The following is a 12,724-nucleotide window of genomic DNA, read 5'->3' on the forward strand; positions in this document are numbered from 1 at the left end:
CTAGTGACGCCCGCCGCAACGAGCCGCACTCCGGGTCAGATCGGCAGGCACACCGTGGTCATGACCTTGTCGGCCAACGTTTGCCGTTTGGCATCCCACAGCGGAAACAGGAATCCGATACCGCAGATGATCCAGTCGAGCACGTGCGCGATCTGGCGCAGCACGGACCTGCCGAAACCCACTGGCTGCCCGGTGGTTTCGCTGACGACCTTGAACTTTGTCACCGACTTGCCCAGGCTCGATCCGGTGCTGCCTTGGCGGTACCCATAGTTCCAGACCCAGTAGGCCACCCCCACCAGCCACGCCACGCCCTGAGCCAACAGACCGACCAACGATTGCTGGGTGGAGCAGTAGTAGCTACCGCTGTATTGCGTGGCGTCGGTGACACACGACGAATGCTGTGTGGCCAGCGCGATCGCCCAACTGATGCCGTACACCACCGCCAGCGGGGCATTGTCGATAAGGAACGCCAGCACCCGAGTGATCCACGGTGTATAGGACTGCGTAGGAAGAGCACGAACCGCCGGGCCGGGCGGTGGCGGCGCATACCCACCGGCGGACGGAGGGGGCGGAGGGTAGGAGGCGCCTTCGGGCAACGGAGGTGGCGGGGCGGCCTCACCGGGCGGCGGTTGATCTGTCATGGGCAACCTTCCACGCAGGGTTCTGAACGCCGCATTACAGTACCCGAGTTCGCGATTCGCGGAACGGCCCGGGCGAGCCGCGTCACGCTCGCGCCCGACCACAATGTATCGACGGCACCGCGACCGACCTGAAAGACCGCCCCCCACCTTCTGCGCCGTCGTATTCTTTTGTCGCCCAGCTAATTTCGTGCTATCAGTGCCGCCGCAGACCGTCGGACAGAAAGCCCAGCAAGTCGTATCGGGTAATGACCCCGACCGGTTTGCCTTGCTCAACGACCATCAAGGCGTCCCAATCCCGCAACGCCTTACCCGCCGCGCTGACCAACTCACCGGCACCGATCATCCGCAGCGGCGGGCTCATATGCTCCGATACCGCGTCGGCCAATTTGGCTCGACCCTCGAAGACGGCGGAGAGCAGTTCGCGCTCGGAAACGCTGCCGGCCACCTCGCCGGCCATCACCGGTGGTTCGGCGCCGACGACCGGCATCTGCGAAACTCCGTACTCACGCAGGATGCCGATGGCATCACGCACGGTCTCCGAGGGATGGGTGTGCACGAGGTCTGGGAGCGCCCCGGACTTGCCGCGCAACACATCACCGACCGTGGGCTCCGACGTAGACCCGTCGAGGCGGCTACGCAGAAATCCGTACGACGACATCCACGAATCGTTGAAGATCTTCGACATGTAACCGCGACCGCCGTCGGGCAATAACACCACCACCAGGGAATCGGGGCCGGCCTGGTCGGCCACCTTCAGCGCGGCCACCACGGCCATCCCGCACGACCCGCCGACCAGCATCGCTTCTTCGCGGGCCAGCCTTCTGGTCATGTTGAAAGAGTCCGAGTCCGACACGGCGATGATCTCGTCGGGCACCGTCTGGTCGTAGGCCGCCGGCCAGAAATCCTCGCCAACGCCCTCGACCAGATACGGCCGGCCCGTGCCGCCCGAATACACGGATCCCTCGGGGTCGGCGCCGATGATGCGCACCCGCCCCTCCGAAACCTCCTTGAGGTAGCGGCCCGCGCCGGTGATCGTGCCGCCGGTGCCGATACCGGCGACGAAGTGGGTGACCTTGCCGTCGGTGTCGGCCCAGATCTCCGGACCCGTCGTCGCGTAGTGGCTGGCCGGCCCCTCGGGGTTGGCGTACTGATCGGGTTTCCAGGCCCCGTCGATCTCGGTGACCAGCCGGTCGGAGACGCTGTAGTAGCTGTCCGGGTGGTCGGGGGGCACTGCGGTCGGGCACACGACGACCTCGGCGCCGTAGGCTATCAGCACGTTGCGCTTGTCCTCACTGACTTTGTCGGGGCAGACAAATACGCACTTGTAACCGCGGTGCTGGGCAACCAAGGCGAGGCCCACGCCGGTGTTGCCGGAGGTGGGTTCGACGATGGTGCCGCCCGGCTTGAGCAGGCCGGTCGCCTCGGCCGCGTCGATCATCTTCACCGCGATGCGGTCCTTTGAACTGCCCCCCGGGTTCAGATATTCGACCTTGGCCGCCACCACGCCGGCGCCGTCGGGCACGACCGAATTCAAGCGCACCAGCGGAGTGCCGCCGATGAGGTCACTGATGTGCTGCGCGATCCGCATGCGTTCATCGTCTCAGGCGATTTCGGCACGCGCAGGGGCACCCACCCCGGCGTGGGCTAGCCAGTGGCCTCGCGGATGTACTCCCCGATCTGGCGCAGCGAACGCACCGCCTCCGGCACCATCGGCGCGGCCAGCTGGAAATCGTGCACCTGGCCGGGCCAGACCCGGACCTCTGCCGGCACACCGACCGCGGCCAGCCGGCTCGCGGCCAGTTGCGCGTCGTGCAGCAGCACCTCGGACCCCGAGACGTGGATCAGCGTCCGTGGCAAACCGGGTTTGATGCGCTCCAAAGGCTCGTAAATCTCTTCGGGCTTGCCGTCGACCACCCGCTTGGCGGCAGCGCTAGCAACCAATTCGACCAGCGCGTCGAACGCCTTCGCGGGAAACATCGCGTCCGTCTTGATATTCGGGTGACTCTGTTTATGTTCCTTTGCCAGCTGCAGCAGTGGCGAGATCGCCACCAAGGCGGCAGGCTCCTCGCCGTCCTCCTGCAGCCTTTGCGCCAAGGCCAGCGCGAGGTAGCCGCCCGCCGAATCGCCGGCCAGCACGATCTGCTCCGGGTCGTAGCCGCGCAGCCTGAGCCAGCGGTAGCCGTCGCGGCAGTCGTCGAGCGCCGAGCCGATGGAGTGCTTAGGCAAGAGCCGATAATTGACCACCAGGACGGGCGCGTCAGCAAATTTCGACAACGCGTCGATCAGCCGACCGTGTGAGTTTGCTCCACAGGTAAGGAACGCACCGCCGTGCAGGTAGAGAATGACCCGCCTGGTGCCGTCGGCGGGGAGCACACCCGGTGCGCGAATGAGCTGAGCCGAAGCATTGGGCAGGTCCACGGTGGCCCGCAGCGAGCTGGAGACCGGCAGCAGCACTCGGGCAGCATGGTCGATGAGACCCCATGGCCAAGGGAGATTTGGTACGTAGCTGCCAGCAGCCAAAACCGGCCGAATCGTCAGTCGAGACGCCAGCGTGGCTAATCGCGCAGCGACACTTGGTCCAGACTCGACGACCTCAACTGGAGCGCCATCGCTGATTGCGAATCTACGTGCTTCAAGTTTACGTGCCTTCAGAACGTCGCGTGGACGAATGGCTTCACGAGGCGAGCCAGATACCTTACTCGGTGCAGTCATGCTCAACACTTCCTACGCCTTTGTAGTCCATACAGCATGTGACGAAGTAACTGAGCGTTCGGTTCACCCTTTCTTCCCGAGCATTCAGTCAGCCCCGCGAACTTAGCTTGACAGTTTATTCCGAATGCAACGTTCATAGCGTCCGTTTCGATACCACATTTGGTCCACACCGTAATCGCGTAACTTCCCAGCAACCCACGCCAAGCCGACCTAAACTAGTTGCGTGACAATCAGGGTGCCGCGTCGTTCGACGATCGCTCTGGCCACAGCCGGTGCACTGGCCTCGACAGGTACGGCCTATCTGGGTGCGCGCAATCTGCTGGTGGGCCAGGCGACGCAGGCGCGCACCGTCATCCCCAGGGCCTGGGAGACCCCGCCGCGCGCCGACGGCATCTACACGCGCGGGGGCGGGCCCGTCCAGCGCTGGCACCGTGGCATCCCCTTCGACATGCACGTGATGATGTTCGGCGACTCGACGGCCACCGGCTATGGCTGCAGCAGCGCCGAAGAGGTACCTGGCGTGCTGATCGCACGGGGGCTGGCCGAGCAGACCGGCAAGCGCATCCGGTTGAGTACCAAGGCGATCGTCGGCGCGACGTCAAAGGGCGTGTGTAGTCAGGTCGATGCCATGTTCGTGGCCGGGCCACCGCCGGACGCGGCGGTCATGATGCTGGGCGCCAACGACATCACAGCGCTCAACGGCATCAGCCAGTCCGCGCGACGGCTGGAACTGACGGTGCGCAAGTTACGCACCCGCGGTGCACTGGTCGTCGTTGGTACCTGCCCGGATCTCGGCGTCATCACCGCCATCCCCCAGCCGCTGCGTTCGTTGGCCCACGCGCGCGGTTCTCAGCTCGCGCGGGCCCAGACCGCCGCCGTCCGGGCAGCCGGCGGCGTGCCGGTGCCGCTGGCCAGCTTGCTTGCCGCCCAATTCCGGCAGTTCCGCTCCAGCCCCGAGGTGATGTTCTCGGCGGATCGTTACCACCCATCGCCCACCGCATATGCACTGGCGGCCGAGCAGCTGCTGCTCGCGCTGTGCGGTGCGATGGGCGTAAAGGTCGACAGCCCAACGGTTCACACGTCCTCCCGGTCCAGCACGTTGGTGCTGGGCAGTGCACACTCCCGTCTGGGCGTCGTGTCGCGGCTCTGGCGTCGGCAAGTACCCGCGCCGGACGCGGCTGTTTCCGCCAGCGGGTAGCGGGGGCGCCTCCTCGGCCCGCCGCGCGGGCCGCATCGTCACCGGCTGGATCTGATTGCCCGCCTCCTCCTCGGCCCGCCGCGCGGGCCGCATCGTCACCGAGCTAGATTCGGCTTTGCCACACCAATGGACGGAGCCGTCATGCCAGAAGCAGTCATCGTCTCAGCTGCCCGCTCGCCGATCGGTCGCGCAATGAAGGGGTCGCTGGTCAGCATTCGGCCCGACGACCTCGCGGCCCAGATGGTTCGGGCCGCGCTCGACAAGGTGCCGGCCCTGAACCCGCACCAGATTGACGACCTGATCCTGGGCTGCGGCCTGCCGGGTGGCGAGCAGGGCTTTAACATGGCCCGCGTCGTTGCCGTTGAACTGGGCTACGACTTCCTGCCGGGCACCACAGTCAACCGGTATTGCTCATCGTCGTTGCAGACCACCCGGATGGCTTTCCACGCGATCAAGGCCGGCGAGGGCGATGCCTTCATCTCCGCGGGGGTGGAGACCGTGTCCCGGTTCGCAAAAGGCAACTCTGACTCCTGGCCCGACACCAAGAACCCGCTGTTCAACGAGGCGCAAGAACGCTCGGCCGCGGCGGCGGCGGGCGCCGACGAGTGGCACGATCCCCGCGCCGACGGAAACCTGCCCGACGTCTACATTGCAATGGGCCAGACCGCTGAGAACGTCGCCATCATGACCGGCATCGGCCGCGAGGACCAGGACCGCTGGGGCGTGCGCAGCCAGAACCGGGCAGAAGAAGCCATCAAGAGCGGGTTTTTCGAGCGCGAGATCACGCCGGTCACTTTGCCTGACGGCACCACCGCCACCACCGACGACGGTCCGCGCGCCGGTACCAGCTATGAGAAGGTCAGCGAGCTCAAGCCCGTGTTCCGGCCCAACGGCACGGTGACCGCCGGCAACGCGTGCCCGCTCAACGACGGTGCCGCTGCGTTGATAATCACCAGCGACACCAAGGCAAAAGAGTTGGGTCTGACGCCGTTGGCGCGGATTGTGTCCACGGGCGTCAGCGGTCTCTCGCCGGAGATCATGGGACTGGGCCCGATCGAAGCCTCCAAGAAGGCGCTGGCAAGGGCTGGCTTGGCGGTCAAGGACATCGACCTGTTCGAGATCAACGAGGCCTTCGCCGTGCAGGTGCTTGGCTCGGCGCGCGAGCTCGGCATCGACGAGGACAAGCTCAACGTGTCGGGTGGAGCGATCGCCCTGGGCCACCCGTTCGGTATGACGGGCGCCCGCATCGCCACCACGCTGCTGAACAACCTGACGACCTACGACAAGACCTTTGGCCTGGAAACCATGTGCGTCGGCGGCGGCCAGGGCATGGCCATGATTATCGAGCGCCTGAACTGACGTTGCTGCTGCGTTGACTCTGCGTCCAGGGCGGCAAAGTGCGAGTGGGCCCCACCGTGAGCGCAGAGTCAGTGGGATGTCTTAGCGTCCCAGCCATGGCGCACTCGGCGAATGATGTCGGGGCCGCGGTGCCCACCGACCACCCTGATCACAGTCCAGCCGATTCTGGCCACATACTCCTGCCGTGTGACGTCGTGGTCGTACTGAATCGGATTGGTCCAGTGCTGTCCGCCGTCATACTCGACTGCCAACATGATGTGCTCCCAGCCCATGTCGAGGAAGTATCGGGGAAAGCCGTCGGGGCCAAGGACGGGGATCTGGGTCTGCGGTCTGGGGAAGCCCGCATTGATTAAGAGCAGCCGCAGCCAGGTTTCCTTCGGCGACTGAGCGCCCGAGTCGACCAGATCCAGCGCGGCCTCCAATTGACGCAGGCCGCGCGTATGGCGATGGCCGCCGGCCAGCTCCAAGACGTCGTTGACCTTGAAGCCGGTAGCGGCGGCCAGGGCATCGAGGCTGGCAACGGCGCAATTGATCGTTCCGCGCCGGCCGATGTCGAAGGCCGTGCGTTCCGGTGTCGTCACGGGGAGGCCGTCGAGCCGCTGAAATTCATCACCGGACAACTGCGCGTGGTGCGTAACCACGCCTTGCGGCGCTCTGGCGTTGCGCCAGATCATTTCGACCGGCACCGTGTCGTCGACCCACTTGGCTCCGTGCAGCGCCGAGGCCGCGGCGCCGGCGATCACCGCCTGGCGCTGCGACCAGAGCCAAGCAGCGATGGTGCGCTGTCGCAGCGACGGCTGCACACATTTTTCGACGTAGACGTTCGGCATGATCGCGCGGTAGTGCGAGCGCAGCTCATGGCGCGTGACTTTCCCGGTGGCGAACGCCTCACTGCCGATGAACGGTTGACTACCCAGACCCATGCGGACATGGTGGCGGCGACTACCGACACCTTGTCGACCGCACCGTTGACTCTGCGGCTACGGCGGCAAAGTGCGAGTGAGCGCCAGCCTCAGCGCAGAGTCAACGGCGAGACCGCTGTCGCGTAGCTAGTCGTTCTGGAAGTAACTGAGCAGCCGCAGAATCTCGACGTAGAGCCAGACCAGCGTCACTGTCAGGCCCAGCGCGATACCCCACGCCGCCTTGTCCGGCGCTCCGGCGCGGATCATCTGATCGGCCGCGTCGAAGTCGATCAGGAAACTGAAGGCCGCGATGCCGATGCAGACCAGCGAGAAGACGATCGCGAGCGGTCCGCCGTTGCGCAGGCCCATGCCTTCACCATGGTTGAAGAACCCGATGACGAGATTGCCGATCATCAGGGCGAGGACGCCGAACATGGCCGCGACCAGCATGCGGGTGAACTTGGGCGTGACTCGGATGGCGCCGGTCTTGTAGACGACGAGCATGCCGAAGAACACGCCAAAGGTGCCGAGGACGGCTTCGCCGATCAGCGCCCCGGCGCTGGTCGTCTGGTGCCCCACCGATATCGGGTAGGTGATCAGGAACGAGAAGGCCCCGAGGAACAGGCCCTCCAGGGTCGCGTACGTCAGCACGATTGCGGGGCTGTCCTGCTTGCGCCCAAACGTCGCGATCAGCACCATCGCCAGGCCGCCGAACGCGCCCACGAAGGTGAATAGGGCGGCCAACGCCGGGTTGGACGCCACCAGGAAGAACGACACGACGGCGGAGGCCGTCAGCACGGCCAGCGTGATGCCGGTCTTGGTGACCACGTCGTCGATGGTCAGCGGACGGGAAGCCCTGGCCTCCTGGTAGGGGGCGTAGGGGCTGGCTTGATATGGCTGCATCTGGGCCGGGCCAGTGCCGAATTGCGCGTATCCGCCCTGCTGCTTAGGCAGCGAGCGAAATACCGGGTTGCTTGTCTCCCGCACCGTCGGATCCTCTCATCGTGGTGTGGCTCGAGCCGTACGAACTACTGCTCAACGATTCAGCAGCCCGCCCGAGTTCCCAGCGGAGCTGCTCACTCATGCGTAGTCCGGATAACGATAAACCTTAGCCCCGCGGGCATCGCTGAGCGAGTCACGATTTAGATTGCTCGTCAAACTCTTGTGCAGTCGAGGCGGATTCCGGTGAGGGGAGACTTTGGCGTGACGGGAGATTTTTCCGGAGCCGTGACTGGGGAATCCGACGAGGTCCTGACCCGCCTTGATGGTGGCGTGGGGTTGGTGACGCTTAATCGCCCCAAGGCGATCAACTCGCTGAACCAAACGATGATTGACCTGCTCCGCACGGTGCTCATCCGATGGGAACGCGACGCCGAGGTGCGCGCGGTGGTGCTGTCCGGAGCCGGCGAACGCGGACTGTGCGCGGGGGGCGACGTGGTCGCGGTCTACCACAGCGCCCGCCAGGACGGCGTCCAGGCGCGGCGCTTCTGGCGCGACGAGTATCTGCTCAACGGGCACATCGGCCGCTACCCCAAGCCTTATGTGTCCCTGATGGACGGCATCGTGATGGGCGGTGGCGTCGGCGTAGGTGCACACGCGAACACCCGCGTGGTCACTGACACCTCGAAAATCGCGATGCCCGAAGTGGGCATCGGCTTCATCCCCGACGTCGGCGGGGCGTATCTGCTGTCCCGCGCGCCCGGCCTGCTGGGCCTGCATGCCGCGTTGACGGGAGCGCCGTTTTCCGGCGCGGACGCCATCGCCCTGGGATTTGCCGACCACTACGTGCCACACAGCGAGCTCGCCGCGTTCACTGCGGCGATCGTCGCCGACGGGGTAGAGACCGCATTGGCCGCCCACGCCGTCGAGCCCCCCGCGAGTACGCTTGCTGCGCAACGGGATTGGATCGACCACTGCTATGCGGGTGACACCGTCCAGGACATCGTTGAACGACTGCGGGGCCACCAGTCGGACAGGGCGGGTCCCGCCAACGACGCCGCCGACCTGATCGCGACCCGCTCCCCCATCTCCCTGTCGGTGACGTTGGAGGCGGTGCGCCGGGCCGGCAAGCTGGAAACACTGGAAGATGTTCTGGTCCAGGACTATCGGGTGTCGTCGGCGTCACTGCGTTCACATGACCTGGTGGAGGGCATTCGCGCGCAGCTGGTCGACAAGGATCGCAATCCGAAGTGGTCGCCGGCGACGCTGGCCGAGGTCACCGCAGCCGACGTCGAGGCGTATTTCGAACCGGTCGACGACGACTTGAGCTTCGAGAAAGGTAAGGCATGACCTACGAGACCATCCTGGTCGAGCGCGAAGAGCGAGTCGGCATCATCACGCTGAACCGGCCCCACGCGCTCAACGCGCTCAACAGTCAGGTTATGAACGAAGTCACTACTGCGGCAGCCGAATTGGACAACGACCCCGGCATCGGTGCGATCATCATCACCGGTTCGGCCAAGGCCTTCGCCGCCGGCGCCGACATCAAGGAAATGGCCGACTTGACGTTCGCCGACGCGTTCGGCGCCGATTTTTTCGCCCCCTGGGGCAAGCTGGCTGCCGTCCGCACGCCGACGATCGCCGCGGTGGCCGGGCACGCACTGGGCGGTGGTTGCGAGTTGGCAATGATGTGCGATCTGCTGATCGCTGCGGACACAGCAAAATTCGGTCAGCCCGAGATCAAACTGGGCGTGCTGCCGGGCATGGGCGGCTCACAGCGTCTGACTCGGGCCATCGGCAAGGCCAAGGCGATGGACCTCATCTTGACCGGACGCAGCATCGACGCCGCCGAAGCCGAACGCAGCGGCCTGGTTTCGCGGGTGGTGCCGGCTGACGACCTGCTCACCGAGGCCAAGGCCGTCGCGACCACCATTGCGCAGATGTCGCGGTCGGCGTCCCGCATGGCCAAGGAAGCCGTCAACCGGGCTTTCGAAACCACGCTGTCCGAGGGACTTCTCTACGAACGCCGGCTTTTCCATTCGTCATTCGCTACCGCAGACCAATCCGAGGGCATGGCGGCCTTCATCGAAAAGCGCCCCGCCCGGTTCACGCATCGATGAGCGAAACCGCCGCCGCGCCCACCACCGAGCCCCCACCCGACGACGCTGAGGCTCCGGAAACCCCAGCGCACCAACCGCTTCGGGAAGCCTGGTGGGTTCGCCACTACACTTTCACCGGCACCGCGGTCGGCCTTGTCTTCCTGTGGTTGTCGATGACGCCGTCGCTGCTGCCGCGCGGACCGCTGTTCCAGGGCGTGGTCAGCGGCTGCTCTGGGGCCATCGGCTACGGCCTCGGCGTGTTCGCCGTCTGGCTGGTGCGTTACATGCGTTCCCGGGATTCCAGCCCGCCGCCACCCCGCTGGGCATGGTTGCCCCTCGTCGGGCTCGGCGTGGTCGGGCAGGTATTGATGGCGATCTGGTTCCACGTATGGCAGGACGACGTGCGCAACCTGATGGGTGTCGAGCATCTGCAGTGGTATGACTACCCGCTGGCCACGGCCCTGTCGTTGGTCGTGCTGTTCACGCTCGTCGAAATCGGCCAGCTGATCCGCAGACTCGTGAGTTTCCTGGTACGGGAGCTCGACCGGATAGCGCCGTTCCGGCTCTCGGCCACCATCGTGGTCGTGGTGCTCGTGGTGCTGACCATCACGGTGCTCAACGGCGTAGTGCTCAAATTCGCGATGCGCACGATGAACAACACCTTCGCCTCGGTCAACGACGAGATGAATCCGAACACCTCGCGGCCGCCGACAAAACTCCGTTCCGGCGGCCCGGACTCGCTGGTGTCCTGGGAATCGCTGGGTCATCAGGGCCGCATCTTCGTCAAGGCCGGCCCCACAGTGGAACAACTGTCCGCCTTCAATGGTGCGCCGGCCGTCGAGCCGATCCGGGCCTACGCGGGCCTGGACTCCGCGAAGGGCATAGCAGCCACCGCGGAGCTGGCCGCAGAAGAGCTGGAGCGCACCGGTGGACTGAATCGCGCTGTCGTCGCCGTCGGCACGACCACGGGAACCGGCTGGATCAACGAGGCCGAAGCCGACGCCCTGGAGTACATGTACAACGGCAACACGGCGATCGTCAGCATGCAGTATTCGTACCTGCCCAGCTGGCTGTCTTTCCTGGTGGACAAGGAGAATGCGCGTCGCGCCGGTCAGGCGTTGTTCGAGGCGGTCGACAAACTGGTCCGGCAGATGCCGGAATTCCGGCGCCCCAAGATCGTCGTGTTCGGCGAGAGTCTGGGCTCGTTCGGCGGCGAGGCTCCGTTCATGAGCCTGAACAACGTGCTGGCCCGCACCGACGGCGCCCTGTTCAGCGGACCCACCTTCCAAAACACGATCTGGACCCAGCTGACGGCGACCCGCGACGCCGGTTCACCGGAGTGGCTGCCGATCTACGACGACGGCCGTAACGTCCGGTTCGTCGCCCGTCCCGGCAATTTGCAACGGCCGGCCGGGGATTGGGGCAGACCGCGGGTGGTGTACCTGCAACACGCTTCCGACCCGATCGCGTGGTGGACGCCCGACCTGCTGTTCAGCAAACCGGACTGGCTGCGCGAAAAGCGGGGCTACGACGTGCTGCCCGAGACCCGTTGGATCCCGGTGGTGACGTTCCTTCAGGTCTCGGCCGACATGGCGGTGGCCGTGGACGTGCCGGACGGGCATGGGCACAAATACGTTGCCGACGTCGCCAACGGCTGGGCGCAGGTCTTGTCGCCGCCGGGCTGGTCGCAGGAAAAGACCGAAAAGCTGCGGCCGCTACTGCATCCCGACGCCGACGGCTCCGGCGCCGGGTAGCGCTACATCCAGCGCCGACCGCTCAGTGCGACATCCGCGTGCAGCGGTCCGAGTGCCTCGAGCACACCGGCGGCGGCCAGCGCGTGGTACCCGCCGATCACGTCGGTGGCGCGGTGCAGGCCGAGATCCAGCAGCGCCGACGCGGCCAGGCTGGAGGTGTAGCCCTCCGAGCAAACGATCACCCATTCGACGTCGTCGTCGACGGCCTGGGGCAGCCGCGCGTCACTGGTCGGATCGCAGCGCCACTCCAGGACGTTGCGTTCGATCACCAGCGCTCCCGGCACCTCGCCCTCGCGGGCTCGCTGCGCCTGCGGCCTGATGTCGACCAGCACTGCTCCGCGGGCCAACGCGTCGGGCAGCTGGCCGGCGTCCAGACGCCGATACCTGCGTCGGACGCGGTCCAGGACCCGCTCGATACGGCTCATCACGAACCTTCCGGTCGATCGGTCAATTCGGTGCGCCGGCGGCGCAACCTGTTTTGGCCGGTGACCTCAGTGACGTCGTAGTACGACATCGCGGTCAACGGCGGTGAATACGCGTGCACGCTCAGCGTGGGCTGGATAGGTTCTGTTGCCGGCGTTGCCCCCGCGATGGACCGGGGCGCCCAGACCACGTCGTGCACCCAACCCAACGGGAACCCGGCCTGATCGCCGGCCTCCAGCCGGCGACGCCGCAAACGCCTTCCATCCCAACGGAATTCATTGAGCGACCCGGACAGTACGGTCAGCGCGCCGAGCGAGCCGCCGTGGTCATGCAGCTCGGTCGCGTGACCTGGAACCCAGCTGATCAACCAGATGTCCAGTTCGTCGTCGCCGTGGATGCGGGTGAACCAGCGCTCGGTGTCGGGCACCCCGCCGGGGGGGACCAGATGGTCGCAGCGCCCGCCGAGCACGTCGTCCGCGGCCTGGTCGGTGGCATGGAGTAGGTCGGGCACTCGGAGCCGAGTGGGCCCCGCGAATGGAGACGAGACGGTAAGCGGTCGCGGCGCGACGGCGGCAGGAACAGCCACGGAGAAGCTCCATAAGGGTGGACGGATCGGGAAGTCGGCGGCTCGTCAGGGCCGACAACACTCACAAAATCCGTACCGCTCCAGCACGCCCGCAAGTGTTGCATAGATTGT

Annotated in this window: 12 protein-coding genes; 5 read left to right on the forward strand and 7 right to left on the reverse strand. The window is 65.9% G+C overall.

What is annotated here, in order from left to right; translation table 11 throughout:
* Positions 1–35 precede the first annotated feature (35 nt).
* The 3 genes from JO236_RS15000 to JO236_RS15010 all read right to left on the reverse strand — a co-directional run bounded on the left by JO236_RS15000 (position 36) and on the right by JO236_RS15010 (position 3,353).
* Positions 36–641: an RDD family protein gene (locus JO236_RS15000; RefSeq protein ID WP_293331591.1), complete on the reverse strand. Its 606-nt coding sequence runs from the start codon at positions 639–641 to the stop codon at positions 36–38.
* A gap of 193 nt (positions 642–834) precedes the next feature.
* Positions 835–2,229: a cystathionine beta-synthase gene (locus tag JO236_RS15005; protein ID WP_293331594.1), complete on the reverse strand. Its 1,395-nt coding sequence runs from the start codon at positions 2,227–2,229 to the stop codon at positions 835–837.
* Between the two features lie 56 nt (positions 2,230–2,285).
* On the reverse strand, positions 2,286–3,353 hold the full coding sequence (locus JO236_RS15010) for an alpha/beta hydrolase (RefSeq protein WP_293331597.1): 1,068 nt from the start codon (positions 3,351–3,353) through the stop codon (positions 2,286–2,288).
* Positions 3,354–3,588: 235 nt separating this feature from the next.
* Here JO236_RS15010 and JO236_RS15015 point away from each other — a divergent pair, with 235 nt between their 5' ends.
* Positions 3,589–4,551 carry an SGNH/GDSL hydrolase family protein gene (locus JO236_RS15015; RefSeq protein ID WP_293331714.1) on the forward strand — a complete coding sequence of 321 codons (963 nt, stop codon included), beginning with the start codon at positions 3,589–3,591 and terminating at the stop codon, positions 4,549–4,551.
* Between the two features lie 141 nt (positions 4,552–4,692).
* The gene (locus JO236_RS15020) at positions 4,693–5,910 is read left to right on the forward strand and encodes an acetyl-CoA C-acetyltransferase (protein ID WP_293331600.1); all 1,218 of its coding nucleotides are present in this window, start codon (positions 4,693–4,695) and stop codon (positions 5,908–5,910) included.
* A 68-nt stretch (positions 5,911–5,978) separates the two neighbouring features.
* Here JO236_RS15020 and JO236_RS15025 read toward each other — a convergent pair whose 3' ends face one another.
* Positions 5,979–6,833, reverse strand: a complete 855-nt coding sequence (locus JO236_RS15025) for an endonuclease domain-containing protein (RefSeq protein WP_293331603.1) — start codon at positions 6,831–6,833, stop codon at positions 5,979–5,981.
* Between the two features lie 126 nt (positions 6,834–6,959).
* On the reverse strand, positions 6,960–7,799 hold the full coding sequence (locus JO236_RS15030; RefSeq protein ID WP_293331606.1) for a Bax inhibitor-1/YccA family protein: 840 nt from the start codon (positions 7,797–7,799) through the stop codon (positions 6,960–6,962).
* A 240-nt stretch (positions 7,800–8,039) separates the two neighbouring features.
* Here JO236_RS15030 and JO236_RS15035 point away from each other — a divergent pair, with 240 nt between their 5' ends.
* The 3 genes from JO236_RS15035 to JO236_RS15045 are packed head-to-tail and all read left to right on the forward strand — an operon-like array spanning position 8,040 to position 11,604.
* The gene (locus JO236_RS15035) at positions 8,040–9,101 is read left to right on the forward strand and encodes an enoyl-CoA hydratase/isomerase family protein (RefSeq protein WP_293331717.1); all 1,062 of its coding nucleotides are present in this window, start codon (positions 8,040–8,042) and stop codon (positions 9,099–9,101) included.
* Positions 9,098–9,871: an enoyl-CoA hydratase gene (locus JO236_RS15040; RefSeq protein ID WP_293331609.1), complete on the forward strand. Its 774-nt coding sequence runs from the start codon at positions 9,098–9,100 to the stop codon at positions 9,869–9,871. Before JO236_RS15035 ends, JO236_RS15040 begins: the two co-directional genes overlap by 4 nt.
* Positions 9,868–11,604: an alpha/beta hydrolase gene (locus JO236_RS15045; RefSeq protein WP_293331612.1), complete on the forward strand. Its 1,737-nt coding sequence runs from the start codon at positions 9,868–9,870 to the stop codon at positions 11,602–11,604. Before JO236_RS15040 ends, JO236_RS15045 begins: the two co-directional genes overlap by 4 nt.
* 2 nt (positions 11,605–11,606) lie before the next feature.
* Here JO236_RS15045 and JO236_RS15050 read toward each other — a convergent pair whose 3' ends face one another.
* Entirely contained in the window at positions 11,607–12,029 is a 423-nt protein-coding gene (locus JO236_RS15050) for a rhodanese-like domain-containing protein (RefSeq protein WP_293331615.1), read from the reverse strand.
* Positions 12,029–12,613, reverse strand: a complete 585-nt coding sequence (locus tag JO236_RS15055) for a cysteine dioxygenase (protein WP_293331618.1) — start codon at positions 12,611–12,613, stop codon at positions 12,029–12,031. The genes JO236_RS15050 and JO236_RS15055 overlap by 1 nt, the downstream gene beginning before the upstream one ends.
* Positions 12,614–12,724: the final 111 nt, after the last annotated feature.

Origin of the sequence: Mycobacterium sp., assembly GCF_019247635.1 — a bacterium.
Classification (GTDB): Bacteria; Actinomycetota; Actinomycetes; order Mycobacteriales; family Mycobacteriaceae; genus Mycobacterium.